Genomic DNA, 26367 nt, shown 5'->3' on the forward strand with positions numbered 1-26367 from the left:
CTTTCAGGCGGGTGGCAAGGTTCCGGCGACAACCGTGTAGTGATCGACGAATTCGGGTTTCTCCAGGAGATAGCGATCATCTTCCGGATAGTAGCGGGCCAGTTCCGGTGCGTCGCCGGCAAAGCTTCGCACGGCATCCATTGATGACCACCAGCTCAATGTGACGATCTCCGTCGTTCCGTCGCCACGATCACGCATAAGCATCTGGAAGCCGCGGTTGCCTTTCGTGGCTGCGTAATCAAGGCCTCCTGTCCTCTCGACATAGTCGGCATAGGCAGCGCGATCCTGTGTGCGGATGGCGGACGACCAGCGACGCAGAATGAGCGGTTCCGTTTCGGTCATGGCCAATCTTCCCTGTTGTTCAACCTGGAACGATCCTAGAGCCTGTAAACGTACATCACGAACGGCTCGGCCACCGAATCGCGCGATTCATAAAGTGCGCGGGCGGCGAGATTGTCCGGCTCGGTGCCGACCCAGGCCTCCTCGCAGCCATGCTCCCTGCCGATCGCGAACATGGCGTCGAGCATCTTTCGCGCGACGCCCTGGCGCCGGAAGGCCGGCGAAACGCCGACTTCGTCGACATAGAGCTCGCTGACCTTGTCAGGATGGCGATGGATGACCGCGGCGCATTGACCGACGACCACGCCATCGGCCAGCGCCACGATCATGAAATGGCCGGGTTCGGCGAGGTAGGCGGCCAGCCGATCCAGCCTGACCAGTTCGTCGAGCACATCCTCGGCGACTTTCATCACAAGGGCGTCATCGCCCGCCTCAAGCCTTATGATTTCCATCTTCATCGTGTAAATACTCCCAAGTCGGCTTATGAATTTTGACGTTTACGTAAATCCCAAACAGTCTAACCGATTGAAAATGCTCACTCCAAAATAATCGTTTGAATTTATCGCGCACCGGAGCTATTGGGTGCGGCGAAATCTCGCGGGTCCCCGCAACATTCCGGCCTCTTCCTCGACGCCGTATGGCGCCGTCACAGACAAAGGGAAAACATCCTCACATGGCACGCAACAAGATAGCGCTCATCGGCTCTGGCATGATCGGCGGCACGCTCGCTCACATGATCGGCCTCAAGGATCTCGGCGACGTGGTGCTGTTCGATATTGCGGAGGGTATTCCGCAAGGCAAGGGACTCGATATCGCGCAGTCATCGCCTGTCGATGGGTTCGATTCCAGGCTGACGGGCGTCAACGACTATGCCGGCATCGAGGGCGCCGACGTCTGCATCGTCACCGCCGGCGTGCCACGCAAGCCGGGCATGAGCCGCGACGACCTCCTGGGCATCAACCTGAAGGTCATGGAACAGGTCGGCGCCGGCCTCAAGAAATACGCGCCGAAGGCGTTCGTCATCTGCATCACCAATCCGCTCGATGCCATGGTGTGGGCGCTGCAGAAGTTTTCCGGCCTGCCAAAGAGCCATGTCGTCGGCATGGCCGGCGTGCTCGACAGCGCGCGCTTCCGCTATTTCCTGGCCGAGGAATTCAAGGTCTCGGTCGAGGACGTCACCGCCTTCGTGCTTGGCGGCCATGGCGATTCCATGGTGCCGATGATCCGCTATTCGACGGTATCGGGCATTCCGCTGCCCGACCTCGTCAAGATGGGCTGGACCTCGAAGGAAAAGCTCGACCAGATCGTGCAGCGCACCCGCGATGGCGGCGCCGAGATCGTCGGCCTGCTCAAGACCGGCTCGGCCTACTACGCGCCGGCTGCCTCGGCGATCTCGATGGCCGAAGCCTATCTCAAGGACAAGAAGCGCGTGCTGCCTTGCGCGGCGTTCCTCTCCGGCCAGTACGGCGTCAAGAACACCTATGTCGGCGTGCCCGTGGTGATCGGCGCCGGCGGCGTCGAGCGCATCATCGAGATCGACCTGAACAAGAGCGAGCAGAAGATGTTCGACAGTTCGGTGGCGACGGTGCAGGGCCTGACCGAGGCCTGCGTCAAGATCGCCCCGCATCTCGCCTCGAAGTGAACCTCCAGTAAGTGACCCGGAGACAATCCAGATGAACATCCATGAATATCAAGGCAAGGCGCTGCTGAAGGCTTTCGGCGCGCCGGTGGCCGAAGGCGTGCCGGTGTTCAAGGCGAGCGAGGCGGAAGCCGCCGCCAAGGCGTTGCCCGGTCCGCTCTATGTGGTGAAGAGCCAGATCCATGCCGGCGGCCGCGGCAAGGGCAAGTTCAAGGAGCTCGGCCCCGACGCCAAGGGTGGCGTGCGGCTGGCGAAGTCGGTGGCCGAAGTGGTCGCCAACGCCAACGAGATGCTCGGCCACACGCTGGTGACCAAGCAGACCGGTCCGGCCGGCAAGCAGGTCAACCGCCTCTACATCGAAGACGGCGCCGATATCGACCGCGAGCTCTATCTGTCGATCCTGGTCGACCGCTCGGTCGGCCGCGTTGCCTTCGTCGTTTCGACCGAAGGCGGCATGGACATCGAGGCGGTCGCGCATGACACGCCGGAAAAGATCATCACCGTCGCCATCGATCCGGAAAAGGGCGTGACGGCAGCCGATCTGAAGGCGCTCAACGGCGCCCTGAAGCTCGACGGCGAGGCTGCCAAGGACGGCAACACGCTGTTCCCGATCCTCTACAAGGCCTTCGTCGAGAAGGACATGAGCCTGCTCGAGGTCAATCCGCTGATCGTCATGAAGAACGGCCGGCTGCGCGTGCTCGACGCAAAAGTGTCGTTCGACAACAACGCGCTGTTCCGCCACCCGGACGTGCTCGAACTGCGCGACACCACCGAAGAGGACGAGAAGGAGATCGAGGCGTCGAAATACGACCTCGCCTATGTCGCGCTCGACGGCAATATCGGCTGCATGGTCAATGGCGCGGGCCTGGCCATGGCGACGATGGACATCATCAAGCTCTATGGCGCCGAGCCTGCCAACTTCCTCGATGTCGGCGGCGGTGCGTCCAAGGAAAAAGTGACGGCGGCGTTCAAGATCATCACCAAGGATCCGGCGGTCAAGGGCATCCTGATCAACATCTTCGGCGGCATCATGAAGTGCGACATCATCGCCGAGGGCGTCATTGCCGCGGTCAAGGAAGTCGGGCTGAAAGTGCCGCTGGTGGTGCGCCTGGAAGGCACCAATGCCGAGCTCGGCAAGAAGATCATCAACGACAGCGGCCTGAACGTGGTTTCGGCCGACGACCTCGACGACGCGGCCAAGAAGATCGTGGCGGCGGTGAAGGGCTGATCTGGTGCCTCCGCGCAAGATAAACCTGGTCGAGGCGGCGGATGCGAGGATCACCAAGGTCTTCGATCCGCACATCGCCGGTGACGTGAATGACAGCCAGGCGAAGGTCGCCAAGTTTGGCAAGGTCTTCGACTGGCACGCGCATGACAAAGAGGACGAAGCCTTCCTCGTGCTGCGTGGGCGTATCGCCATCGATTTCCGCGACGGTCCGGTCGAACTCGGCGAGGGCGATTTCATCGTCGTGCCGCGTGGCGTCGAGCACCGGCCGCGTTCGCTGAGCGAAGAGCCTGTCGTGCTGATGTTCGAGCCGGCGACGACGCTCAACACCGGAAACGCCAAGAGCGACCTCACCGTCGCCGACCTGAAGCGGCTCTGACCATGAACGCGGCACCCTTCTCCTCGCTTTCGGCCGATCATCAGCGCCTGCAGGCGCTGGTCGGCGCGTGGCGTGGCGAAGAAGAGGTGGCGGCCACACAATGGACCGATGCCGGCACCGCGACCGCCGAAGTGCTGACGGCGGCCGAATTCGGCGGCCTGTTCGTGGTGCAGAGCTATCGTCAGCGCCGCGATGGCACGATTTCGTTCGGCTCGCACAACGTCTTCGGTTTCGACCAGCCGAACAGTCTCGTCACCATGCACCAGTTCGATTCGACGGGCTTTGTGCCCGCCGCCCCCGCCACCGGCGCGTGGAACGGCAGCGAATTGGTGTTGGTGAGATCGTCGCCACGCGGATCGGCCCGTGTCACCTACACTTTCAATACTGACAGCAACTATCGCATGCGGCTGGAGTTCCAGCCGGCCGGCAGCGACATTTGGCAAGACATGGTGAGCGGCGTCTACCAGCGCGTTTCATCATCCTCGATCAACGGTTTTTAAAAAGGGCTCCCATGTCCATTCTCGTCGACAAGAACACCAAGGTGCTGGTGCAGGGCCTGACCGGCAAGACCGGCACGTTCCATACCGAACAGGCGCTGGCCTATCACGGAACCAAGATGGTCGGCGGCATCCATCCGAAGAAGGGTGGCGAGACCTGGACCGGCTCGAAGGGCGAGAGCCTGCCGATCTTCGCCACCGTCGCCGAGGGCAAGGCAAAGACCGGCGCCAACGCTTCCGTCGTCTATGTGCCGCCGGCGGGTGCCGCCGAAGCGATCCTGGAAGCGATCGAGGCCGAGATCCCGCTGATCATCTGCATCACCGAGGGCATACCGGTTATGGACATGATCAGGGTCAAGGCGAGGCTCGACCGCTCGACCTCGCGGCTGATCGGCCCGAACTGCCCGGGCGTGCTCACCCCCAACGAATGCAAGATCGGCATCATGCCCGGCAACATCTTCCGCAAGGGCTCGGTCGGCGTTGTTTCGCGCTCGGGAACACTTACCTATGAGGCTGTGTTCCAGACCACCAATGTCGGCCTCGGCCAGACCACCGCCGTCGGCATTGGCGGCGACCCCGTCAAGGGCACCGAGTTCATCGACGTGCTCGAGATGTTCCTCGCCGACGACGAGACCAAGTCGATCATCATGATCGGCGAGATCGGCGGTTCGGCCGAGGAAGACGCCGCGCAGTTCCTCAAGGACGAAGCCAAGCGTGGCCGCAAGAAGCCGATGGCCGGCTTCATCGCCGGGCGCACGGCGCCGGCCGGCCGCACCATGGGCCACGCGGGCGCGGTCATCTCCGGCGGCAAGGGCGGCGCCGAGGACAAGATCGCGGCGATGGAATCGGCCGGAATAAAAGTTTCGCCCTCGCCGGCCCGTCTCGGCACGACGCTGGTCGAGGCGATCAAAGGGTGAGAAACGATCGGCCGCTGGCCGACGAAAGGCCAGTTGCCTGGCTTTTCGAATTTCGAACGCCTGGCGCGAAAGCGAAGGGCCGGAAATGGAATGAGGGCTGGCGGCGGTTCGTTGGCCTTGAGGGGAACAAGGACGGGTGAACCGTTCGACATCGCGGCAATGCCGCAAACGTAAGGAGACGGAGCAAGGGCTCCGCTAAGTGACATGGCAAGACAAGATCAGGCCAACGACCAATTTTCGCTCACCTCTTTCCTCTATGGCGGCAACGCCGACTACATAGACGCGCTCTATGCCGCCTATGAGGACGATCCCGCCTCGGTCAATCCCGAATGGCAGGAGTTCTTCGCCGGGCTGAAGGACGACGCCGGCGACGTGCGCAAGAACGCCAAGGGTGCCTCCTGGGCCAAGCCATCCTGGCCGCTGCAGGCCAATGGCGAGCTGGTGTCGGCGCTCGACGGCAACTGGGGCATCGTCGAGAAGCATCTGGAAAAGAAGGTCAAGGACAAGGCGGTCACCAACGGTGTCGTTCTTTCCGACGCCGACGTGCACCAGGCGACGCGCGATTCCGTGCGCGCCATCATGATGATCCGCGCCTACCGCATGCGCGGCCACCTGCACGCCAATCTCGACCCGCTCGGCATCGCCAAGCCGCTCGAGGACTACAACGAATTGTCGCCGGAGAATTACGGCTTCACCGAAGCCGACTATGACCGGCCGATCTTCCTCGACAATGTGCTAGGGCTCGAATTCGGCACCGTCCGGCAGATGCTGGAGATCCTGACCCGCACCTATTGCTCGACGCTCGGCGTCGAATTCATGCACATCTCCGATCCCGAGGAGAAGGCCTGGATCCAGGCGCGCATCGAGGGCGCCGACAAGGAGATCACCTTCACCGCGACCGGCAAGAAGGCGATCCTGCAGAAGCTGATCGAATCCGAAGGTTTCGAGCAGTTCGCCGACATCAAGTACAAGGGCACCAAGCGTTTCGGCCTCGATGGCAGCGAGGCGCTGATCCCGGCGCTGGAGCAGATCATCAAGCGTGGCGGCCAGCTCGGCATGAAGGAGATCGTGCTCGGCATGGCGCATCGCGGCCGGCTGAATGTGCTCTCCCAGGTGATGGCCAAGCCGCACCGCGCCATCTTCCATGAGTTCAAGGGCGGCTCGGCCGCCCCCGACGAGGTCGAAGGTTCGGGCGACGTCAAGTACCATCTCGGCGCCTCGTCGGACCGCGAGTTCGACGGCAACAAGGTGCATCTGTCGCTGACCGCCAACCCCTCGCATCTGGAAATCGTCGATCCTGTCGTGATGGGCAAGGCGCGCGCCAAGCAGGACTATCTGTTCGGCCGCAGCCGCGAGGAGATCGTGCCGCTGGAGGAGCGCGCCAAGGTGCTGCCGCTCTTGCTGCACGGCGACGCCGCCTTCGCCGGCCAGGGCGTGATTGCCGAAATCCTCGGCCTGTCCGGGCTGCGCGGCCACCGCGTCGCCGGCACGCTGCACTTCATCATCAACAACCAGATCGGCTTCACCACCAATCCGCGCTTCTCGCGCTCGTCGCCCTATCCGTCCGACGTCGCCAAGATGATCGAGGCGCCGATCTTCCACGTCAACGGCGACGATCCGGAAGCGGTGGTCCATGCCACCAAGGTGGCGATCGAATTCCGCATGAAGTTCCACAAGCCGGTGGTGGTGGACATGTTCTGCTACCGCCGCTTCGGCCACAATGAGGGCGACGAGCCGGCCTTCACCCAGCCGATCATGTATCGCAACATCCGCAACCACAGGACGACGGTGCAGATCTATGCCGACCGCCTGATTGCCGAAGGCCATATCACCCAGGCCGAATTCGACAAGATGAAGGCGGACTGGCGGGCGCATCTGGAATCGGAGTGGGAGGTCGGCCAGCACTACAAGCCCAACAAGGCCGACTGGCTCGACGGCGCCTGGTCAGGCCTGCGCACGGCCGACAACCAGGACGAAACGCGGCGCGGCAAGACCGCCGTGCCGGTCAAGACGCTGAAGGAAATCGGCAGGAAGCTGACCGAGGTGCCGAAGGATTTCGAGGCGCACAAGACGATCATCCGGTTCCTGGAGAACCGCCGCCAGGCGATCGAGTCCGGCGAAGGCATCGACTGGTCGACGGCCGAGGCGCTGGCCTTCGGCGCCATCCTGCTCGACGGAAACCCGATCCGGCTGTCGGGCCAGGATTCCGAACGCGGCACCTTCTCGCAGCGCCATTCGGTGCTCTACGACCAGCGCGACGAAACCCGCTACATCCCACTCAACAACCTGTCCGCCGCGCAGGCGGGCTACGAAGTCATCAACTCGATGCTGTCGGAAGAGGCGGTGCTCGGTTTCGAATATGGCTACAGCCTTGCCGAGCCGAAGGCGCTGACGCTGTGGGAAGCGCAGTTCGGCGACTTCGCCAACGGCGCCCAGGTGGTGTTCGACCAGTTCATCTCGTCGGGTGAGCGCAAGTGGCTCAGAATGTCGGGCCTCGTCTGCCTGCTGCCGCATGGCTATGAAGGCCAGGGTCCGGAACATTCCTCGGCGCGGCTCGAGCGTTTCCTGCAGCTTTGCGCCGAAGACAACATGCAAGTGGCCAACTGCACGACGCCGGCCAACTACTTCCACATCCTGCGCCGGCAGTTGAAGCGGGACTTCCGCAAGCCGCTGATCCTGATGACGCCGAAGTCGCTGCTGCGCCACAAGCGAGCGGTGTCGACACTGCCGGAAATTTCCGGCGAGAGCTCGTTCCACCGGCTTTTGTGGGACGATGCCCAGCTGCTTCCCGGCCAGGCGATCAAGCTGGTCAAGGATTCGAAGATCCGTCGCGTCGTGCTGTGCTCGGGCAAGGTCTACTACGACCTCTACGAAGAGCGCGAGAAGCGCGGCATCAACGACATCTACCTGCTGCGCGTCGAACAGCTCTATCCATTCCCGGCCAAGGCGCTGATCACGGAACTGTCGCGCTTCCGCAACGCCGAGATGGTGTGGTGCCAGGAGGAGCCCAAGAACATGGGTGCCTGGTCGTTCATCGACCCGTATCTGGAGTGGGTGCTGGCGCATATCGACGCCAAGCATCAGCGGGTGCGCTACACCGGCCGTCCGGCTGCCGCGTCGCCGGCGACCGGACTGATGTCCAAGCACCTTGCCCAGCTCGCCGCCCTGCTCGAAGACGCGCTCGGCGAATAAACAGAACCCGACAAGAAACGGACAGGCACAATGGCTACCGAAATCCGCGTTCCCACTCTCGGCGAATCCGTCACCGAAGCGACCATCGGCAAATGGTTCAAGAAGGTGGGCGACGCCATTGCCGCCGACGAGCCCCTGGTCGAGCTCGAGACCGACAAGGTGACGGTGGAGGTGCCGGCCGCCGCCGCGGGGACGCTGAGCGAAATCACCGCCAAGGAAGGCGAGACGGTCGGCGTCGGCGCTTTGCTGGGTTCGATTTCGGCCGGCGGGGACGCCGCCGCACCAGCGACCAAGCCGCAAGCGGTGTCGCAGGCCTCGAGCCCCGACGCGGCGTCCACCGTCAAGCAGGCGGCGGTCGAAACCGCCAAGATCGCGGGCGATGCCGGCGCGGTCGAGCCACGCGGCATGCCGCCGGCGCCGGCGGCGGCGAAGCTGATCGCCGAGAACAATCTGGCGGTCGATCAGCTCTCCGGTTCGGGCAAGCGTGGCCAGGTGCTGAAGGGCGACGTGCTCGACGCGATCTCCAAGGGCGCGCCGTCGCAGCCGGCCGAAACGCCCAAGGCGGCACCGGCGCCCGCACCGGTCACTGTCCGTGCGCCGTCCTCGGGCGACGATGCGTCGCGCGAGGAGCGCGTGCGCATGACCAAGCTGCGCCAGACGATCGCGCGCCGCCTCAAGGAAGCACAGTCGACCGCCGCCATGCTGACCACCTTCAACGAGGTCGACATGTCAGCGGTGATGGCGCTCAGGACCAAATACAAGGACGTGTTCGAGAAGAAGCACGGCGTGAAGCTCGGCTTCATGGGCTTCTTCACCAAGGCGGTGACGCATGCGCTGAAGGAAATCCCTTCGGTCAACGCCGAGATCGACGGCACCGACATCATCTTCAAGAACTACGCGCATATCGGCGTCGCCGTCGGCACCGAAAAGGGCCTCGTCGTGCCTGTCGTGCGCAATGCCGACCAGATGTCGATCGCCGAGATCGAGAAGGATATCGGCCGGCTGGGCATCGCCGCGCGCGACGGCAAGCTGTCGGTCGCCGACATGCAGGGCGGCACGTTTACCATTTCCAACGGTGGCGTTTACGGGTCGCTGATGTCGACGCCGATCCTCAACGCGCCGCAGTCCGGCATTCTGGGCATGCACAAGATCCAGGACCGGCCTGTCGTGGTCGGCGGCCAGATCGTCATCCGGCCGATGATGTACCTGGCGCTCAGCTACGATCACCGCATCGTCGACGGCAAGGAAGCCGTGACCTTCCTGGTGCGTGTCAAGGAAAGCCTGGAGGATCCGGAACGGCTGGTGCTCGATTTGTGATCGGGGCTGATCCGCGATGAGCGGTTGGCCGGATACCTTACGCCAATTGTTTCGACGTGGACGTGCCTGGCTTTTCTCCGATTTGCCTGTGGTCGCTTCGCCCGCCGATTGGGATGCCTCCGAGGTTAACAGCAATCTCGGCGTCTTCGCCCTAAGCGAAGACGAGATGGCGGAGCGGAAGATTACCATCACCACGGTTGGTCAGCTTGAGCTACCGACAGGCGAAATCATCGCCTGCGATCCACTGATCACCGGGCTGGAACGGCCTGCGTTTGGCCGCAAGGTCAGACCGGGACGCTACCAGGTCACCCTGCTTGAGGCGCAAGGCCGTGTTGCCGCGGCGGTCTTGCGATTTGGCGCTGGCTTGCCGGCGCGCTGGGAATTGGCCACCTTCGCTCGCGATCGCCCATCAGCCTACGAGTTTGAATTTATCGTCGATGACGCGGTCGCGTCGTTCATGGACAAGTCGGTTCTGACGGTAATGACCGACCCGGAAGAACTTGACGACTATCTTGCTGACGTTGCGTGCTCTCTCGACAGATTCGGCATGGATTATCCGATTGATGGGAGCCCGCTCAATGTCGCCATGTTTGACACTGGCTTCGGTGACGGCGCGTATCGGTCCTTCTGGGGATTGGACGCCGCCGGCGAACCACTTCTCCTGATGACCGACTTCGAAGTGCTCGAAAACGCGGACGGCCGAGAAAGCAACCAGGCGAACTGATGACAAACGTCACTACGCCCATGGTCGGATTTTTGGCCGCTCTCACAGCGGCGACTTCCAGTGCCCATGCCGCCTGCCCGATCGAGCTTGCCGTCTATGGCGACGCCCAGAGTGGCAGCGAGATCGATTTCACGCCGACCGGAACCTCCGCGACCGTCACCAACACGTTCCGGATGATCCTCGACAACAATGTCGTGCTGAACGGCATCGTCATGTGGAACGAAGGCGTGTCGCGGCCGAACGGCGCGCTGATGTACAAATGCCCTGAGGGCGACGTCACCGGCGAGGAGCTCGCCGCCTGCACGCTCTGGCATGGCGTCATCTACACGTCGGACGACAAGGGCAGCATCGGGCTACTGCCGGCCGAAGGTGTCGAGGCGCCGAAGACGCTGATCCTGCCGGATCTCGGTCCGGCGCTGCGTCAATCCTCGGCATATGGCGGCAGCGGATTTTCGAAAGTGCCGTGGGATGTGTTTGCCTTGAAGGGATGCCAGGAATGAGCGAGGCGCAAAAGGTGCTGCTGGTCACCGGCGGCAGCCGCGGCATCGGCGCCGCGATCTGCAGGCTCGGGTCGAAGGCCGGCTATCGCGTGGCGGTCAACTACGCCTCGAACCAGAATGCCGCCGACGCGCTGGTCAGCGAAATCAAGGCGGCCGGCGGCGAAGCTTTTGCCGTCAAGGGCGATGTCGGTAGCGAGGCCGATGTCGTGGCGATGTTCGGCGCCGTCGACCGCGCCTATGGCCGGCTCGATGCTTTCGTCAACAATGCCGGCATCGTCGACGTCAAGGCGCGCGTCGACGAGATGGATGTCGCACGGCTCGAGCGCATGATGCGCATCAATGTCGTCGGCTCGTTCCTCTGCGCCCGCGAGGCGGTCAAGCGCATGTCGACGCGCCACGGCGGGCCGGGCGGATCCATCGTCAACATTTCGTCGGCCGCGGCTGTGCTGGGCTCGCCGGGCGAATTTGTCGACTATGCCGCCTCCAAGGGCGCCATCGACACCTTCACCATCGGGCTCGCCCGCGAGGTGGCGCTGGAAGGCATCCGCGTCAATGCAGTGCGACCTGGCCTCATCGACACCGAAATTCATGCCTCCGGCGGGCAGCCGGACAGGATAGAACGGTTCCGCGATATACTGCCGATGAAGAGAGCCGGCACCGCGGATGAAGTCGCGGGCGCGGTTCTCTATCTTCTATCCGACACCGCGTCCTATACGACGGGCGCGATCCTGAATGTAAGCGGCGGCCGCTGAGCCCCAATCGAGAAGGACAGTATCATGGCTTATGACGTCGTTATCATCGGATCGGGACCGGGCGGCTATGTTTGCGCCATCAAGGCGGCGCAGCTCGGGCTGAAGGTCGCGGTGGTCGAGAAGAACGCGACCTTTGGCGGCACCTGCCTCAACATCGGCTGCATTCCGTCGAAAGCGCTGCTCCATGCCTCCGAGATGTTCGCCGAGGCCGGCCATTCCTTCGACACGCTCGGCGTCGAGATATCAGCGCCGAAATTGAACCTGAAGAAGATGATGGCGCACAAGGATGCGACAGTGTCGTCGAACGTCAACGGCGTCGCCTTCCTGTTCAAGAAGAACAAGATCGACTCGTTCCGCGGCACCGGCAAGGTGGTCGCGGCCGGCAAGGTCTCGGTGACCGGCGAGGACGGCAAGGTCGAGGAGATCGAGACCAAGAACATCGTCATCGCCACCGGTTCGGACGTCGCCGGCATTCCCGGCGTCAAGGTCGATATCGACGAGAAGGTGATCGTGTCGTCGACCGGCGCGCTGTCGCTGGACAAGGTGCCGGGCCACCTGGTGGTGGTCGGTGGCGGCGTCATCGGGCTTGAGCTCGGCTCGGTGTGGGCACGGCTCGGTGCCAAGGTAACCGTGGTCGAGTTCCTCGACACCATCCTGGGCGGCATGGACGGCGAGGTCTCCAAGCAATTCCAGCGGCTGCTGTCCAAACAGGGTTTCGAGTTCAAGCTCGGCGCCAAGGTGACAGGTGTGGCCAAGGCCAAGAAGGGTGCGACCGTCACCTTCGAGCCGGTCAAGGGCGGTGCCGCCGAGACCATCGAAGCCGATGCGGTGCTGATCGCCACCGGGCGCCGCGCCTATTCCGACAGCCTTGGCCTGAAAGAAGCCGGCGTCGAGGTGGACGAGCGTGGCCGGGTCAAGACCGACGGCCATCTCAGGACCAATGTATCAGGCATCTACGCCATCGGCGATGTCATCGCCGGGCCGATGCTGGCGCACAAGGCCGAGGACGAGGGTGTGGCGGTGGCGGAAACCATCGCCGGCCAGGCCGGCCACGTGAACTATGACGTCATCCCGAGCGTCGTCTACACCAGCCCGGAGATCGCCTCGGTCGGCAAGACCGAGGAAGAGCTGAAGAAGGCCGGCATCGACTACAAGGCGGGAAAGTTTCCGTTCAGCGCCAATGGCCGGGCGCGTGCCATGCTGCACACCGATGGTTTTGTGAAGATCCTCGCCGACAAGTCGACCGACCGCGTGCTGGGTGTCCATATTGTCGGCTTCGGCGCCGGCGAGATGATCCACGAAGCGGCGGTTCTGATGGAGTTCGGCGGCTCGTCGGAGGATCTCGCCCGCACCTGCCACGCGCATCCGACGATGTCGGAAGCGGTGAAGGAGGCGGCGCTGGCGACCTTCTTCAAGCCGATCCATATTTAAGGCCTACTTCGTCATCCCAGGGCGGAGCAGGAGCGAAGCGACGTCGCGGAGACCCTGGGATCCATGCCGCAACGTCAGAGCGTCGCTGCGGTGCAGAATTCTGTCCTGCGGCATTCCTCGGCTGAGGTCGCGGCATGGATCCTCGGGTCAAGCCCGAGGATGACGAACGCGTGGCGCCTCAGCCCAAACAAAACGGCCCGCTTTTCAGCGGGCCGCTCGTATCGATGTCGAGCCGATCAGTTGGCCGGTGCGGCAGGAGCCGGTGCAGGCGCTGGTGCGGGCTCTGCCGGAGCTGGGGCCGCCGGTGCAGGAGCCGCGGGAGCCGGTTCGGCAGGCTTCATCGGTTCCGCAGGCGCGGGTGCCGGCGCCGGTGTGCTGGCTGCCGGCGGCTCGGCGGGTGCAGGATGCTCGCCGCTTCTTCCGAAAACATAATACGCGACAATCGCCAGAATAACGACGACCAGCGCAATCAACCAGGGGCTGCCGCCGCTGCTCGACTGGACGACCGTGGTGCGGTCGACGCGAGGGTCGGTCCCTGTCGGCGGGACAGGATTGAACGGGTCGTTTGGATTTGGTGCGTTCGCCATAAAAGTGTCCTCCGCGAATGAAAATGATCAATCAACATCCATCAACGCGCAACCATCGAATGGGTTTCACGCCAGCGGAGGAAAACACCGAAAACGCGGCGCCGGAGCCTCCGCTGCCACCCGACTCAATTGACGGCGGTGAAGTATAGCCTGCTTTGCGGAAATCCTCGACCACCCCGCCGGACTGGCGGCATTTCGCCACGCAGCGAACCGAGCCGACCGATGCTATCGTCGGTTGCGAGGGATTTGCCGGTATGACGCCCACTGCACAGACTTTTCCCGATCCCAAAGGCGCTCTGGCCGGCGCCCAGTTCGCCGACCGATACGTGCTGACAACCAATGGTCTCGCACTGACCGCGATTGGCGCGGCGGAACGCGTCCTGGGGCGAACACCGCGATGGGTTGGCCGGCTTATGCTGCTACGCAACCTCGCCGTCAGGCCATTTGGGCTGAAAACGGGAGCCGAACCCGACGTCCCTCCGGAACGCAGGATCGGCATATTTCCGCTCATCAGCCAGGCGCCTGGCAGGGTCGTCCTTGGTCTGGACGACCTGCATCTCGACTTCCGTATCCTGGTGGAGGTGAACGACCTCGGCTCGGGCCGGCAGGAGGTGGCCGCGTCGACGATCGTGAAGACGCACAATCTGCTTGGGCGGACGTATCTCGCCATCATCAAGCCGTTTCACCGGATCATCGTTCCGGCGATGCTGGCTCAGGTTTTGATCAAGCAGGGTTAAAGCCCAACTGCCGTGACGGTATAGCCGGCTTTGCGGAAATCCTCGACCAGTCCATCGGGACCGGGAAGGTGCAGGGCGCCGACCGCCATGAAGGCATTGCCTTTGGCTAGGATCGGCTCGGCGTGGTCGACCATCACCTTGTTGCGGCTGGTGATCATGGTCTCCTCGAACGCCGCGTAGCTGCCGGCCCGGTCGCCTTCCGCATCCGGGAGCACGGCGCGAAACAACGGCCAGAACATGCCGGTCTCGCCGCTTTGGTAGAGCACGATCATGGTCTCGTTGACGTCGTTGACCTTGTCGCCAAGCTTCACGGTATCGACCAGCCCTTTCATGTGAAAGGCGAGCGGCAGCGAGGCCATGGCGCGGAGCTGGCTGGCAGCCGTTTCCAACCCTTCCACCGGCTTGCCCGCGGCCTTGGCACTTTCCGCCAGCTTGACGTCGAGCACCGGTGCGCCGCCCGACTGGCGAGCAAGCTCGCAGGCCGGCAGTGCCAGCATCGCCGACAGCAGCCAGGGCTTCATCTTGGCGACCGTCAACGGCGGAATACCGCGCGCGTCGAGCGCGCTGTTCATGGCCGCGGCATCGTCCGGCGACAGCAACGACGACAGCGTCGTGTTGTCGGTGAACATCATCAGGTCCGGCTCCTTGAGCATCGCAGCCATCATCTTCTGCTTGTCGAGCACGTCGGTGGTCTCGATGACGATGGTGCCAGCGGCATCAAAGGCCGTTTGCGCGGCTGGCGGCAGCGCTGTCACGCGCGGGTCGGTCATGTGCATGGTGCCGAACAGGAAGGACGGCTTTTCGCCCGGCCTCTCCAGCTTCCACAGCAAGCCCTTGCCGTTCGGCGTGGCGGCGGCTTCCGCTTCGATCTTGCGGTAGGTGGCCGGATCGTCCTTTTGCAGGGCCGACAGCATGTCGGCGCCGGTACAGGTCGGAATCTCGGCATGGGCCCTGCCGGCCGCGAACAGCAGGGCGGCGAGGAAAGACAGGAAAAACAGCACGTTGAGCGCAACGAGCAGCTTCAGCGAGATGAGAGCCGCGCGGTCGGCGACGGCGATGACGCGTTTCATGGCTCTATCTTCGTGTTTGACCATGATCTCTTCCCGAAAACCGGGGCCCACTCTTCCGGATCATGGTCTGGTGTAGGATCAAAAAGCGGCGAAACGGTTAACCGGCGCGGCGAAATTGTCTTGGACGAAGCCGCCGGTCATGCGCGGGGATGGGCGGACTCGTAGATTTCGAGCAGCCTCGCGGTGTCGACGCCGGTGTAGATCTGCGTAGTCGACAGGCTGGCGTGGCCCAGGAGTTCCTGGATGGTGCGCAGGTCGCCGCCGCGGCCGAGCAGATGCGTGGCGAAGGAATGGCGCAGCGCATGCGGCGTCGCCGTGTCGGGCAGGTTGAGCGCCGAGCGCATTTTCGCCATGTCGCGCTGGACGATGGCCGGGTTGAGCGGGCCGCCACGGGCGCCGCGAAACAGCAGCCCCTTCGGGTCGAGATGATACGGACACAGCCGTCGGTATTCGGCGATCGCCCGCAGCGCCACCGGCAGCACCGGCACCAGCCGCGTCTTGCCACCCTTGCCGGTGACGCGCAGCACGGTGTCGCTAGGCAACGCCAGATCCGCGCCGGCCAGGCCGAGCGCCTCGGAAATGCGCAGGCCAGAGCCGTAGAGCAATGTCAGCACGGCGGCGTTGCGGGCGGCGATCCAGGGTTCCTCGGCCAGTTGGCCTTCGACGGACACGACGTGCTTTGCATCGCTCGCCGTCAACGGCTTCGGCAGCGACTTGGGCTGGCGCGGAGCGCGCAAGGCCGCGGCGCCAGCGGCATTGACGAGGCCGCGCCGTTCAAGAAAACGCAGCAGCGAACGGATGCCGGCCAGCCCACGGCCAAGCGTGCGGGCGCCGGCGCCGGCGTTGCGGCGGGCGGCGAGGAAGCCGCGCAGGTCGGCCGGGCGCAGATTGGCGATGTCGGCAATGCCGGGCGAGCCGCCGCAATGGCCGGTGAGAAAATGCAGGAACTGGCGGGTGTCGCGCTCATAGGCCTCGACGGTTTCGGGCGACAGCCGGCGTTCGCGCGCCAGCATCTTCAGCCAGCTTTCACGCGCCGCCTGCAGATCGGGTTTTGCCGGGATGAGGAATTCCTGCATGACATGCTTTCATTCTTTGTCTCATGCATGTCGTTGTCGCCAAAACCGGAGCCACTTTTTTGGGCGACATGCATTCCCGGCCATTTTCCGGCAGCCGGGTTAGGAAGCGGTGAAGAGCGCGTCATTGAAATGACAATCGGGGAGCGTTAGAGCAAAGCCAAAGGATTTCATGCGATGAACAAGCCCCAGAACCCTGTCCAGATGGCCGTGATCGGCGCCGCCCACGGCATCAAGGGCGAGTTGCGGGTGAAAACCTTCACTGGCGAGCCGCTGGCGCTGGCCGACTATGGACCGCTCTACGCCAAGGACGGCCGCGCCTTCCAGATCGTCGACATCCGACCCGCCAACACCGTCGTCGTGGTCCGCTTCAAAGGCATCAGCGACCGCAACGCCGCCGAGGCGCTGGCCGGCACGGAATTGTTCGTCGATCGCTCAGTGCTGCCGGACGATGGCGAGGAGGACGAATTCTACCATGCCGACCTGATCGGGCTGGCAGTCCGGGACGACACCGGTGCTGACATCGGCAAGGTCGTCGCGGTGCACAATTTCGGCGGCGGCGATATCCTCGATGTGACGCTGGGCGGGCGCAAGGGCGTGCTGATCCCGTTCACGCAGGCCGCCGTGCCGCAAGTGTCGCTCGCCGAGGGTTTTGTCCGCGTTGATCCGGCGGCCGCCGGGCTCATTGAAGACGAGGATGTCGATGCGCCTGGCGAAGAAGGCTTCGACCCGAAGGGCAGGCCGCGCGGACCAAGGGACGCCGGGGGCAACCGGTGACGTTCAAGGCCTCGGTGCTGACGCTTTATCCCGAGATGTTTCCCGGCGCGCTCGGCCTGTCGCTGGCCGGGCGGGCGCTGGAGGCGGGCACGTGGTCGCTTGAGGCAATCCAGATCCGCGACTTTGCCGCCGATCGTCACCGCACCGTCGACGACACGCCGGCCGGCGGTGGCGCCGGCATGGTGATGCGCGCCGACGTGCTGGCGAAAGCCATCGACCACGCCTCGCCGCCGGGCGATGCGCGGCCACGGTTGTTGATGAGCCCGCGCGGCAAGCCGCTGACACAGGCGCGCGTGCGCGACCTGGCCGCCGGGCCGGGTGCGGTCATCCTGTGCGGCCGCTTCGAGGGTGTCGACCAGCGGCTGATCGAAGCGCGGAACCTGGAAGAGGTCTCGATCGGCGATTTCATCCTCTCGGGTGGCGAGCCGGCAGCCCTTGTGCTGCTCGACGCGGTGGTGCGGCTGCTGCCTGGCGTGATGGGCAATTCGGTGTCTGGCGAGGAAGAAAGCTTCGAGAACGGCCTGCTCGAACATCCGCACTACACGCGGCCGCAGGAATTTGAAGGAAGGCCAATTCCCGAGGTGCTGATTTCCGGCAACCACAAGAAGATCGCCGCATGGCGGCGGGCGGAGTCGGAGGCGCTGACGAAAGAGCGGCGGCCTGATCTGTTGGTCGCTCAGCCTTTGGCAAAATAGTAAAAGGCGAGAAACAGGCCGACGGCGACGACGAAGCCGCGCACCACACTCTGCGGCACGCGCCTGGCGATCCAGACGCCGGCATAGCCGCCGAGCGCGCCGCCCGGGATCATGATGATCGCCTGCGGCCAGGCGACGACGCCGCCCGAGACGAAGACGATGATCGCCACCGCGGCGATGACGATGGCTAGCATGTTCTTCAGCGCGTTCAGCCGGTGATAGTCGCCAGCCTGGGTCAGGCCGAGCGTGGCCAGCATCATCACTCCCATGCCGGCGCCAAAGAAGCCGCCATAGATGGCGGTGACGAACTGTGCCAGGGAACCGGCCAGCGAGCCGACGGCCGCTTCGTGCCCCGGCTTCGGCGCAGGCTTGAGCCATGGCCCGGCGGCAAACAGCGCCGTTGCACCCAGCAGCAGCCACGGCACCAGGACGCGGAAGGACGGGTTGTCGAGCGCCAGCAGGATCAGCGCGCCAGCCAGCGCGCCGGCCGCCGAGATCAGGCAGAGCAGCAGCGCGCCGCGCCAGAAATGCCTGATGTCGTCTGAGTAGGCGAGCGTCGAGGTGATGTAGCCTGGAAACTGCGTGACCGAGGAGGTGGCGTTGGCGACGATCGGCGGCAGGCCGACCAATGTCATGGCGCCGAAGGTGATGAAGGTGCCGCCGCCGGCGACCGCGTTGGCGGCGCCTGACAGAAAGCCCGCGAGGAAAAGCAGGATGGCGTCGAAGAAAGACATGAGGAAGCCGCCGTGGAAAACTATGCCAGGCCCGGCTTAGGAAGCTTGGGACGCGGGCGCAACCCCGCACCGGAGGATTGCGATGATGGCACGCGCGCAAAAAAAGACTCGGGCCAAGGCGTGACAAAGCGCTGAAATAGCTGTATGTGCCCGCCGAACCGGAAGAAGAATCTGCCGGACCCGTCAACAATGACGGTGTAGTCGCCCCTGCCCAATGTCTTGCAGACAAAGGGCATAGCCGAGCGGTCAATGGAACTGCAAGGCGAGTGTCGGACGCTCTGACTGTCGGAAGAACAAGAAGTGGACTTTTGAGATGGATATTCTCCGTCAGCTCGAGGCCGAACAGGCCGCCAAGATCGAAGCCAAGCGCAAGCTTCCCGAATTCCAGCCCGGCGACACCGTGCGCGTCCAGGTCCGCGTGACCGAGGGCACCCGCACCCGCGTCCAGGCCTATGAGGGCGTCGTCATCGCCCGCGCCGGCTCCGGCTTCCAGGAAAATTTCACCGTCCGCAAGATCTCCTACGGCGAAGGCGTCGAGCGCGTGTTCCCGGTCTACTCGCCGATGGTCGAAGGCGTCGAGATCGTGCGTCGCGGCAAGGTGCGTCGCGCCAAGCTCTATTACCTGCGCGATCGCCGCGGCAAGTCGGCCCGTATTTCGGAAAACACCGGCGTGCGCGCCCGCAAGCTGAACGACGAGGAGCGTGATGCGCTGAACGCCGAGAAGGCGCGCATCGAAGCCGAGAAAGTGGCCGCTGCCGAGGCGCTGGCCGTCGAGAAGGCCGCTCAGGACGCCGCCGAGAAGAAGGCCGCCGCTGAGGCAGCCGCCGCCGCTGAAGCGACCCCGGCGGAATAAGGTTTTCGTCAGCATGTTCAAAAAGGCGGCTTCGGCCGCCTTTTTTCGTTTCAGGGCTGAGCTTCGGATCGGAATTGCTGGTTGACTCCATTTATCTTGTACACTAATGAATCGTGTACAAGATAAATGGAGAAGCGAGATGCCCGCACTGTATTCCACCCAAGCCCGCGCCGTCGGCGGCCGCGCCGGTCACGTCCAGAGCGACGACGGCCTGCTCAGCCTCGATCTTGCCATGCCCAAGGAGCTTGGCGGCAAGGGCGGCGCCACCAATCCCGAGCAGCTTTTCGCCGCGGGCTATGCCGCCTGCTTCGAAAGCGCCATGCGCTTCATCGCCGGCAAGCAGAAGCTGCCGCTGCAGGATGCCTCGGTGACGGCGACCGTCAGCCTGCATACCAATGCGCAGGGTGGATTTGTGCTTGGCGTTTCGCTCACGGCCGAAACGAAAGGTCTTGATCAGGCGGCGGCGGAGGCGCTTGTATCGGCGGCGCACCAGGTTTGCCCCTATTCCAACGCCATCAAGGGCAACATCGAGGTGGCGCTTTCGGCAAAGGCGCTTCCAGCAAAGGCAGCATGACCACCAGAACGACACCCTCGCCCCTGGACGTCCCGGCGGATGCCGCCGGGATACCGAAGCTCGCGCAGCATCTCTGCTTCGCGCTCTATTCGGCGAGCGGACTGATGACGCGGCTCTACCGGCCGCTGCTCGAACCGCTCGGCCTGACCTATCCGCAATATCTGACCATGCTGGCGCTGTGGGAGCATTCGCCACGCACCGTCGGCGAGGTTGGCGAAACGCTGGGGCTGGATTCGGCAACGCTGACGCCGCTGCTCAAGCGCCTGGAGGCGAACGGCATGGTGACGCGCCGGCGCGATCCCGCCGACGAGCGTCGGGTGCTGGTCGAACCGACGCCCCAGGGCCAGGCGTTGCGCGAGAGCGCCAAGGCGGTGTCGGCGGCGATGCGGTGCCATTCGCCGCTCGATGGCGACGAGCTCAAATCCCTGCATCACACCTTGACCCGGCTGATCGACGGGTTGCGTGAGGCCACTGCCCCCGCGCCGCACCACGATTGACGGGACCGCAAGGATCGTTCCGAAATCCGGGGAATGAAGGCACCGGAATCCGCTTTCGCATGAACTGACGCAGCGGACCGTCTTGCATGGCGCTTGCGGAAAGCTAAAGTCGGCGCCGGATTTCCTGCAAGCCCGGCCCATGTCCGGGCCATTCAATTTCCGGGAGTGTGTCATGACCAAATCGAAACTGCTGCTGGCCGGCCTGCTTGCCCTCATCCTGGCGCCCGTCGCCGCCTTCGCGCAGGCGCTGCCAGATCTCGGCGGCAAGAAGGTGGTGGTGGTGACCGAAAACGCCTATCCGCCGCTGCAGTTCATCGACGCCAAGACGGGAAAACAGATCGGCTGGGAATATGACGCGATGAACGAGATCGCCAAGCGGCTGAATTTCAAGGTCGAGTACCAGAACACTTCCTGGGACGCGATGATCCAGGCGGTTTCCGACAACCAGTACAACATCGGCATGACCGGCATCACCATCAAGGACGACCGCAAGGAGAAGGTCGATTTCTCCGATCCCTACATGCGCTCGGAACAGTTCATGCTGGTGCGTGGGGACGAAAGCCGCTTCACCGACGCCAAGACATTCGGCGCCTTCAAGGACGGGCTGATCGGCGCGCAGGCCGGCACGACGCCCTTCTACACCGCCGTCTACAGCGTGCTCGACGGCAATGAGCAGAACCCGCGCATCAAGCTTTTCGAGACCTTTGGTGCCACGGTTCAGGCGCTGAAGTCCGGCGACGTCGATGTCGTGCTGACCGACGGCACCGCCGGCAAAGGCTATGTCGACGCCTCGGAAGGCAAGCTGAAATTGATCGGCGGACCGCTCGGCACCGAGGATTTCGGCTTCATCTTCCCCAAGGGCTCGGATCTGGTGAAGCCGGTCAACGCGGCGATCGCGGCGCTGAAGGCCGACGGCACGCTGGAGGCGCTCAACAAGAAATGGTTCCTCGACTACAAGATGGGGCAATAGTCCGTCTTGGTGCGCGCATTGCATGATGATCGCGCGCTGGAACTCGTAGCGGAACGCGACTGTCGTTTCGCCGGCAGCGCCTGATGGCGACGTCTGCATCTTCCTCCAAGGCCGACTTCCCGTGGTGGCTTGTTGTGGCCGGGGCCATCGCGATCGCGGCGGCCGTCTTCGTCGCGACGAGCAACCTCTACGCCCAGGTCTTCGCCACCGTCGCCAAGGGCATCGGCATCACCATTTTCGTCACGGTGATCGCCTTCGCGCTGGCGTCGGCCATTGGTCTCGGCGTCGCGCTGATGGGGCTGTCGGGCTCGCGCTTAATGCGCCAGATCGCCCGCTTCTATGTCGAGATCATCCGCGGCGTGCCGATCCTGGTGCTGCTGTTCTGGATCGCCTTCGCCGGCGCGCCGGCCTTCGTCGCGGCGTGGAACGCACTGACCACGCCGCTGCAGAGTGCCGGTTTCTTCGGCGAACTTCTGGTGCGCGACGTATCGCTGTTGTGGCGCGCCATCATGGCGCTGACCATCGGCTACTCGGCCTTCATCTCGGAGGTTTTCCGCGCCGGCATCCAGGCGGTCGAGAAAGGCCAGATCGAGGCGGCGAAGGCGCTCGGGCTGAGCCGTTCGCAACGCTTCCGGCTGATCGTCTTTCCGCAGGCGATCCGCACCATTCTGCCGCCGCTCGGCAATGATTTCGTCGCCATGGTCAAGGACTCGTCGCTGGTCTCGGTGCTCGGTGTCGCCGACATCACCCAGATGGGCAAGATCTACGCCGCCGGCTCGTTCCGCTTCTTCGAGACCTATTCGATCGTTGCCTATATCTATCTCATCCTGACCGTCGGCCTGTCGCTTGCCTTGCGGGCGCTGGAGAAACGGCTGCGCCGTCAGCACGAGGAATAGCGCGCGGCCAGGGACAGCGTTATCTTGGGGTTTGTGCATGTCGTTGCCCCAAGACCGTTGCGCACCCTCGGGTCGGACCCGTGGGCATGCCTTTGGGCGACATGCATCAGCTGGGAGAAGCATGACCGATGATTGTAGACAAAGCCAATGCGGCGCTGGATTCCGTTTATACAGCCGACACGCCGGAAGCGCTGGCCGAGGCCTACGCCGCCTGGGCGGCGACCTATGACAGCGAAACCGCCTCGCTCGGCTACCTCCTGCCGTTCCTGATCACCGCCTGGGTGGCGCGTCATGTGCCGATAGGCGAGGGGCCGCTGCTCGATGCCGGCTGCGGCACCGGCCTGTCGGGGCCTTCACTGAAGGCGCTCGGCTACGGCGACATCGCCGGTCTCGACCTCTCGGGCGACATGCTGAAGATCGCCGGCAGCCGCAACGCCTACAGCGAACTGAAACAGGCGATGCTGGGCGGGCCGCTGCCGTGGCCGGACTGCCATTTCCGGGCCTTCTTCTCGACCGGCGTGTTCACCATCAGCCACGCGCCGGCATCGAGCCTGCACGAACTGGTGCGCATCACCAGAAAGGGCGGCCACGCCGTCTTCACCGTGCGCGACCAGGTGTTCGAGAGCGGCGGCTTCCAGGCCGTGTTCGACGAACTGGAGCAGGCGAGGAAATGGCGGCCGGTCGAGCAAAGCCCATGGTTCAGGTGTTACGCCATCGCCGAGCCGGACGCGCTGGTGAAAACGTTTGTGTTTGAGGTGATGTGAGCGGCGCGTTCTTCCCTTCTCCCCTTGTGGGAGAAGGTGTCGCCGAAGGCGACGGAAGAGGGGTGCTCCAGCTTGGCAGGGACGGCGATCCGTCACGCACCCCTCATCCGTCTCGGCGCTACGCGCCGATCCACCTCCCCCCCACAAGGGGGAAGGGGAAGCCGCACCACGCCGCAATTGCCGAAAACCCAAAACATTGGTATGAGCCACGCCATGGAAGAGCTTTTTGGCGATCCGGCCTACAAGGGTTTCGTGCTGCAGGACAGAAAACGCCTGCCATCACGCTTCTCGGCGCGCGTCTGCGGCGCGCTGACCAGCCGACTTAGCTAGGCCGACCTGTCCAGGTCTCCGCGCCGGACCGAAGCTTGCCGGCGTCTGCTCTTTCCCATTCTCATATCGACGGATTTACGCACATGAGCGCACCGCGCACCCTCTACGACAAGATTTTCGACGACCACGTCGTCGACCGCCAGGACGACGGCACCTGCCTGCTCTACATCGACCGCCACCTCGTCCATGAAGTGACCAGCCCGCAGGCCTTCGAAGGCCTGCGCCTGAGCGGCCGCAAGGTCCGGCATCCGGAAAAGACGCTGGCCGTGGTCGATCACAACGTGTCGACCTCGCCCGAGCGCAAGTTCGGCATCAAGAACGAGGAAAGCCGCATCCAGGTCGAGGCACTGGCCAGGAACGCCAAGGATTTCGGTGTCGAATATTATTCCGAAAACGATATCCGCCAGGGCATCGTCCACATCATCGGACCGGAGCAGGGCTTCACGCTGCCCGGCATGACCATTGTCTGCGGCGACAGCCACACCTCGACGCATGGCGCCTTCGGCGCGCTGGCGCACGGCATCGGCACGTCGGAAGTCGAGCATGTGCTGGCGACGCAGACGCTGATCCAGCGCAAGGCCAAGAACATGCTGGTGCGTGTCGATGGCCAGTTGCCGGAAGGCGTCACCGCCAAGGACATAATCCTGGCCATCATCGGCGAGATCGGCACCGCCGGCGGCACCGGCTATGTCATCGAATATGCCGGCGAGGCGATCCGCGCGCTGTCGATGGAAGGCCGCATGACGATCTGCAACATGTCGATCGAGGGTGGCGCGCGCGCCGGCCTGATCGCCGCCGACGAGACGACCTTCGCCTATGTCAAGGACAAGCCGCGCGCCCCCAAGGGCGCGGCCTGGGATGCGGCACTCGAATACTGGAAGACGCTGCAGTCGGACGAAGGCGCGCATTTCGACAAGGTGGTCGTGCTGGACGCGGCGAAACTGCCGCCAATCGTGTCCTGGGGCTCCTCGCCCGAGGATGTCGTGTCCGTGCAAGGCATCGTGCCGAACCCGGACGATATCACCGATGAAAACAAGCGCACCTCCAAGCAGCGCGCGCTGGACTATATGGGCCTGACGCCCGGCACCAAGATCACCGATATCTCGCTCGACCGCGTCTTCATCGGCTCCTGCACCAACGGCCGCATCGAAGACTTGCGCGCCGTCGCCAAGGTGGTCGAAGGCAAGACGGTCAGCCCGCATGTCGATGCGATGATCGTGCCGGGTTCCGGACTGGTCAAGGAACAGGCGGAAGCCGAAGGCCTCGACAAGATCTTCCGCGCTGCCGGGTTCGACTGGCGCGAGCCGGGCTGCTCGATGTGCCTGGCCATGAACGACGACCGGCTGAAGCCGCATGAACGCTGCGCCTCGACCTCGAACCGCAATTTCGAGGGCCGGCAAGGCTTCAAGGGCCGCACCCATCTGGTGTCGCCGGCGATGGCGGCGGCGGCGGCGATCGCCGGTCACTTCGTCGACATTCGCGACTGGAAATAAGAGCGGGTCCTACATCGATACGCAAGCCAAACCCCGGACCGCCTGGCGGTTCGGGGTTTTCTTTCGCCTGACACGGCGTCGCCGAGTTTTTTGTGGCGATTTCGGCTTGGTCTACCCCATCCATTGGCCCGCACTTAACCGCTTGTTGGGGCTTCCGCGGTAACATCTTCCCCACGTAAGCGGGGAAATCACAGTCGTTTGGACACGGGTCTGCTCATAGCGCTGCTCAACCCGACAATAGCGTTGGCGCTCGGCGCCGCGTTCCTGGTGCTATGGTTCTATCAACGCCATCGCCCTTATCTGGCGGTGCTGGCGGCGAGCTACGCGCTCGCGGCGGCCGGTTTCCTGTTCCAGCATTTCACGCTGCCCATTGGTTTGGCGCCGTCCAAGCTGCTCTCCAATCTATGCTTCTGCCTTGCCGGATCCTGTCTCTGTGGCGCCGTCGTGGCGCGTTATGGCCGGCGCGTGCCCTATGTCGGCATCGGCGTGCTGGCGGGCGGCGGTATTGCCGTTTTCTGCTGGTTCCTGTTCGTCCAGCCGGACCTGACATGGCGGATCCTTGCCGTCAATTTCGCACTCGGCGGGATCAGCCTGCTGGCCGCCGCCGAACTGCGCACGGTGCGCGGCAATGGGCCGACGGAAAATATCCTGTTCGTGCTGGCGTTGCTTGCGGGACTGAACTTCATCGGGCGCACGCTGGCCATCATCATCGCGCACGGACCTTTCGCGAACTATGATGATCTCTATGCCTCGTCCTACTGGACGACGGCGCTGCTGTCGCACGCGCTGCTGTCGCTGCTGATCGCGCTTTCCCTGTTCACGGCCGCCGCGCTCGACGTCATGAAGGCACTGAAGGTCGAGACCAACACCGACCCGCTGTCCGGCCTGCTCAACCGGCGCGGTTTCGAGGAGCGGGCGGGACTCCTCCTGCAGCGCTGCGCCGCGGCCAAGGTTCCGGCCGCCCTGGTGCTGGCCGACCTCGACCATTTCAAGGCGCTCAACGACCTGCACGGTCATCCGGCGGGTGACCGGGTGATCGCCGACTTCGCCGCCAAGCTTCGATCGGCCACCGGCGCGCGCGGCGCAGCCGGTCGCATCGGCGGCGAGGAGTTCGCCGTGCTCCTGCCGTTGAGTGATCTCGCCGCCGCGCGGTTGTTCGCCGAGGCCGTGCGCACGCTCTATTCGTCCGGCAGCGTCGACGGGCTTCCGCCTGGCACGCGGGTGACCGCCAGCTTCGGCGTGGCCGCCCGCAGCGGCGACGAGGCACTGGGGCCGCTGATGCGCCGTGCCGACGAAGCGCTCTACAAGGCCAAGAAGAACGGCCGCGACAGCGTGCGCCTGTCCTACCAGCGGCCGGAAACTGCCTACGTGTCGGAGCCGCTCAAGACCGGCTGAGCCTGCACGG

27 protein-coding genes are annotated in these 26367 nt (G+C 64.0%); 22 read left to right on the top strand and 5 right to left on the bottom strand.

Annotation, left to right across the window (positions count from 1 at the left end; translation table 11 throughout):
- Positions 1-3: 3 nt before the first annotated feature.
- Both AC56QP_RS19400 and AC56QP_RS19405 read right to left on the bottom strand, forming a co-directional pair.
- Entirely contained in the window at positions 4-342 is a 339-nt protein-coding gene (locus AC56QP_RS19400; protein WP_489858495.1) for a hypothetical protein, read from the bottom strand.
- 35 nt (positions 343-377) lie between these two features.
- On the bottom strand, positions 378-797 hold the full coding sequence (locus tag AC56QP_RS19405; protein WP_489858494.1) for a GNAT family N-acetyltransferase: 420 nt from the start codon (positions 795-797) through the stop codon (positions 378-380).
- Positions 798-1012: 215 nt separating this feature from the next.
- Here AC56QP_RS19405 and mdh point away from each other — a divergent pair, with 215 nt between their 5' ends.
- From mdh to AC56QP_RS19465, 12 genes are all read left to right on the top strand, one after another.
- Complete coding sequence (gene mdh, locus AC56QP_RS19410; protein ID WP_256752040.1) at positions 1013-1981, top strand: malate dehydrogenase; 969 nt, start codon at positions 1013-1015, stop codon at positions 1979-1981.
- A 31-nt stretch (positions 1982-2012) separates the two neighbouring features.
- Positions 2013-3206, top strand: a complete 1194-nt coding sequence (gene sucC, locus AC56QP_RS19415) for an ADP-forming succinate--CoA ligase subunit beta (RefSeq protein WP_489858493.1) — start codon at positions 2013-2015, stop codon at positions 3204-3206.
- Positions 3207-3210: 4 nt separating this feature from the next.
- Complete coding sequence (locus AC56QP_RS19420) at positions 3211-3582, top strand: cupin domain-containing protein (protein ID WP_489858492.1); 372 nt, start codon at positions 3211-3213, stop codon at positions 3580-3582.
- 2 nt (positions 3583-3584) lie between these two features.
- A complete protein-coding gene (locus AC56QP_RS19425) occupies positions 3585-4082 on the top strand; it encodes a DUF1579 family protein (protein ID WP_489858491.1) in 498 nt (165 codons plus the stop codon).
- 11 nt (positions 4083-4093) lie between these two features.
- The gene (gene sucD / locus AC56QP_RS19430; RefSeq protein WP_489858490.1) at positions 4094-4996 is read left to right on the top strand and encodes a succinate--CoA ligase subunit alpha; all 903 of its coding nucleotides are present in this window, start codon (positions 4094-4096) and stop codon (positions 4994-4996) included.
- A 204-nt stretch (positions 4997-5200) separates the two neighbouring features.
- Positions 5201-8188 (top strand): 2-oxoglutarate dehydrogenase E1 component, encoded by a 2988-nt coding sequence (locus AC56QP_RS19435; RefSeq protein ID WP_489858489.1) that lies wholly within the window; start codon positions 5201-5203, stop codon positions 8186-8188.
- Between the two features lie 30 nt (positions 8189-8218).
- Complete coding sequence (gene odhB, locus AC56QP_RS19440; RefSeq protein WP_489858488.1) at positions 8219-9505, top strand: 2-oxoglutarate dehydrogenase complex dihydrolipoyllysine-residue succinyltransferase; 1287 nt, start codon at positions 8219-8221, stop codon at positions 9503-9505.
- 16 nt (positions 9506-9521) lie between these two features.
- Positions 9522-10229, top strand: coding sequence for a DUF4241 domain-containing protein (locus AC56QP_RS19445; RefSeq protein WP_489858487.1), 708 nt, complete (start codon positions 9522-9524; stop codon positions 10227-10229).
- Entirely contained in the window at positions 10229-10729 is a 501-nt protein-coding gene (locus AC56QP_RS19450) for a hypothetical protein (protein ID WP_489858486.1), read from the top strand. The genes AC56QP_RS19445 and AC56QP_RS19450 overlap by 1 nt, the downstream gene beginning before the upstream one ends.
- Positions 10726-11481, top strand: a complete 756-nt coding sequence (locus AC56QP_RS19455) for an SDR family oxidoreductase (RefSeq protein ID WP_489858485.1) — start codon at positions 10726-10728, stop codon at positions 11479-11481. The genes AC56QP_RS19450 and AC56QP_RS19455 overlap by 4 nt, the downstream gene beginning before the upstream one ends.
- A 24-nt stretch (positions 11482-11505) precedes the next feature.
- A complete protein-coding gene (lpdA, locus tag AC56QP_RS19460) occupies positions 11506-12912 on the top strand; it encodes a dihydrolipoyl dehydrogenase (RefSeq protein ID WP_489858484.1) in 1407 nt (468 codons plus the stop codon).
- Positions 12913-13753: 841 nt separating this feature from the next.
- Positions 13754-14236 carry a DUF2867 domain-containing protein gene (locus tag AC56QP_RS19465; RefSeq protein WP_489858483.1) on the top strand — a complete coding sequence of 161 codons (483 nt, stop codon included), beginning with the start codon at positions 13754-13756 and terminating at the stop codon, positions 14234-14236.
- Here the strand turns inward: AC56QP_RS19465 and AC56QP_RS19470 are convergent.
- Both AC56QP_RS19470 and AC56QP_RS19475 read right to left on the bottom strand, forming a co-directional pair.
- Positions 14233-15306 (bottom strand): TraB/GumN family protein, encoded by a 1074-nt coding sequence (locus AC56QP_RS19470; RefSeq protein WP_489858482.1) that lies wholly within the window; start codon positions 15304-15306, stop codon positions 14233-14235. The genes AC56QP_RS19465 and AC56QP_RS19470 overlap by 4 nt on opposite strands.
- Before the next feature lie 137 nt (positions 15307-15443).
- Complete coding sequence (locus AC56QP_RS19475) at positions 15444-16382, bottom strand: tyrosine recombinase XerC (protein WP_489858481.1); 939 nt, start codon at positions 16380-16382, stop codon at positions 15444-15446.
- A 174-nt stretch (positions 16383-16556) separates the two neighbouring features.
- On the opposite strand from AC56QP_RS19475, the gene rimM reads away from it, so the two are divergent.
- The gene (gene rimM, locus AC56QP_RS19480; protein WP_489858480.1) at positions 16557-17156 is read left to right on the top strand and encodes a ribosome maturation factor RimM; all 600 of its coding nucleotides are present in this window, start codon (positions 16557-16559) and stop codon (positions 17154-17156) included.
- A complete protein-coding gene (gene trmD, locus AC56QP_RS19485) occupies positions 17153-17851 on the top strand; it encodes a tRNA (guanosine(37)-N1)-methyltransferase TrmD (RefSeq protein WP_489858479.1) in 699 nt (232 codons plus the stop codon). The genes rimM and trmD overlap by 4 nt, the downstream gene beginning before the upstream one ends.
- Here trmD and AC56QP_RS19490 read toward each other — a convergent pair.
- A complete protein-coding gene (locus AC56QP_RS19490; RefSeq protein WP_489858478.1) occupies positions 17833-18585 on the bottom strand; it encodes a sulfite exporter TauE/SafE family protein in 753 nt (250 codons plus the stop codon). The two genes, trmD and AC56QP_RS19490, sit on opposite strands and share 19 nt — an antisense overlap.
- Before the next feature lie 313 nt (positions 18586-18898).
- Between AC56QP_RS19490 and rplS the strand changes: the two genes are divergently transcribed.
- From rplS to AC56QP_RS19530, 8 genes are all read left to right on the top strand, one after another.
- Positions 18899-19438: a 50S ribosomal protein L19 gene (gene rplS, locus AC56QP_RS19495; RefSeq protein ID WP_256752025.1), complete on the top strand. Its 540-nt coding sequence runs from the start codon at positions 18899-18901 to the stop codon at positions 19436-19438.
- A 139-nt stretch (positions 19439-19577) separates the two neighbouring features.
- Positions 19578-20012 (top strand): organic hydroperoxide resistance protein, encoded by a 435-nt coding sequence (locus AC56QP_RS19500; RefSeq protein WP_489858477.1) that lies wholly within the window; start codon positions 19578-19580, stop codon positions 20010-20012.
- Positions 20009-20509, top strand: a complete 501-nt coding sequence (locus AC56QP_RS19505) for a MarR family winged helix-turn-helix transcriptional regulator (protein ID WP_489858476.1) — start codon at positions 20009-20011, stop codon at positions 20507-20509. Before AC56QP_RS19500 ends, AC56QP_RS19505 begins: the two co-directional genes overlap by 4 nt.
- 172 nt (positions 20510-20681) lie before the next feature.
- Entirely contained in the window at positions 20682-21479 is a 798-nt protein-coding gene (locus AC56QP_RS19510) for a transporter substrate-binding domain-containing protein (protein ID WP_091576030.1), read from the top strand.
- A gap of 83 nt (positions 21480-21562) precedes the next feature.
- Complete coding sequence (locus AC56QP_RS19515) at positions 21563-22375, top strand: amino acid ABC transporter permease (RefSeq protein ID WP_489858475.1); 813 nt, start codon at positions 21563-21565, stop codon at positions 22373-22375.
- Positions 22376-22503: 128 nt separating this feature from the next.
- Entirely contained in the window at positions 22504-23139 is a 636-nt protein-coding gene (locus AC56QP_RS19520; protein WP_489858474.1) for a class I SAM-dependent DNA methyltransferase, read from the top strand.
- A 413-nt stretch (positions 23140-23552) separates the two neighbouring features.
- Positions 23553-24962, top strand: a complete 1410-nt coding sequence (gene leuC / locus AC56QP_RS19525; RefSeq protein WP_256752019.1) for a 3-isopropylmalate dehydratase large subunit — start codon at positions 23553-23555, stop codon at positions 24960-24962.
- A 198-nt stretch (positions 24963-25160) separates the two neighbouring features.
- Positions 25161-26357 carry a GGDEF domain-containing protein gene (locus AC56QP_RS19530; protein ID WP_489858473.1) on the top strand — a complete coding sequence of 399 codons (1197 nt, stop codon included), beginning with the start codon at positions 25161-25163 and terminating at the stop codon, positions 26355-26357.
- Positions 26358-26367 lie beyond the last annotated feature (10 nt).

It is taken from the genome of Mesorhizobium sp. RCAM 05104, from assembly GCF_059683645.1.

Coding starts and splice junctions, on each gene's coding strand:
- AC56QP_RS19400 (WP_489858495.1), bottom strand. CDS start 342: ATGACCGAAACGGAACCGCTCATTCTGCGTCGCTGGTCGTCCGCCATC.
- AC56QP_RS19405 (WP_489858494.1), bottom strand. CDS start 797: ATGAAGATGGAAATCATAAGGCTTGAGGCGGGCGATGACGCCCTTGTG.
- mdh (WP_256752040.1), top strand. CDS start 1,013: ATGGCACGCAACAAGATAGCGCTCATCGGCTCTGGCATGATCGGCGGC.
- sucC (WP_489858493.1), top strand. CDS start 2,013: ATGAACATCCATGAATATCAAGGCAAGGCGCTGCTGAAGGCTTTCGGC.
- AC56QP_RS19425 (WP_489858491.1), top strand. CDS start 3,585: ATGAACGCGGCACCCTTCTCCTCGCTTTCGGCCGATCATCAGCGCCTG.
- sucD (WP_489858490.1), top strand. CDS start 4,094: ATGTCCATTCTCGTCGACAAGAACACCAAGGTGCTGGTGCAGGGCCTG.
- AC56QP_RS19435 (WP_489858489.1), top strand. CDS start 5,201: ATGGCAAGACAAGATCAGGCCAACGACCAATTTTCGCTCACCTCTTTC.
- odhB (WP_489858488.1), top strand. CDS start 8,219: ATGGCTACCGAAATCCGCGTTCCCACTCTCGGCGAATCCGTCACCGAA.
- AC56QP_RS19445 (WP_489858487.1), top strand. CDS start 9,522: ATGAGCGGTTGGCCGGATACCTTACGCCAATTGTTTCGACGTGGACGT.
- AC56QP_RS19450 (WP_489858486.1), top strand. CDS start 10,229: ATGACAAACGTCACTACGCCCATGGTCGGATTTTTGGCCGCTCTCACA.
- AC56QP_RS19455 (WP_489858485.1), top strand. CDS start 10,726: ATGAGCGAGGCGCAAAAGGTGCTGCTGGTCACCGGCGGCAGCCGCGGC.
- lpdA (WP_489858484.1), top strand. CDS start 11,506: ATGGCTTATGACGTCGTTATCATCGGATCGGGACCGGGCGGCTATGTT.
- AC56QP_RS19465 (WP_489858483.1), top strand. CDS start 13,754: ATGACGCCCACTGCACAGACTTTTCCCGATCCCAAAGGCGCTCTGGCC.
- AC56QP_RS19470 (WP_489858482.1), bottom strand. CDS start 15,306: ATGAAACGCGTCATCGCCGTCGCCGACCGCGCGGCTCTCATCTCGCTG.
- AC56QP_RS19475 (WP_489858481.1), bottom strand. CDS start 16,382: ATGCAGGAATTCCTCATCCCGGCAAAACCCGATCTGCAGGCGGCGCGT.
- rimM (WP_489858480.1), top strand. CDS start 16,557: ATGAACAAGCCCCAGAACCCTGTCCAGATGGCCGTGATCGGCGCCGCC.
- AC56QP_RS19490 (WP_489858478.1), bottom strand. CDS start 18,585: ATGTCTTTCTTCGACGCCATCCTGCTTTTCCTCGCGGGCTTTCTGTCA.
- rplS (WP_256752025.1), top strand. CDS start 18,899: ATGGATATTCTCCGTCAGCTCGAGGCCGAACAGGCCGCCAAGATCGAA.
- AC56QP_RS19500 (WP_489858477.1), top strand. CDS start 19,578: ATGCCCGCACTGTATTCCACCCAAGCCCGCGCCGTCGGCGGCCGCGCC.
- AC56QP_RS19505 (WP_489858476.1), top strand. CDS start 20,009: ATGACCACCAGAACGACACCCTCGCCCCTGGACGTCCCGGCGGATGCC.
- AC56QP_RS19510 (WP_091576030.1), top strand. CDS start 20,682: ATGACCAAATCGAAACTGCTGCTGGCCGGCCTGCTTGCCCTCATCCTG.
- AC56QP_RS19515 (WP_489858475.1), top strand. CDS start 21,563: ATGGCGACGTCTGCATCTTCCTCCAAGGCCGACTTCCCGTGGTGGCTT.
- AC56QP_RS19520 (WP_489858474.1), top strand. CDS start 22,504: ATGATTGTAGACAAAGCCAATGCGGCGCTGGATTCCGTTTATACAGCC.
- leuC (WP_256752019.1), top strand. CDS start 23,553: ATGAGCGCACCGCGCACCCTCTACGACAAGATTTTCGACGACCACGTC.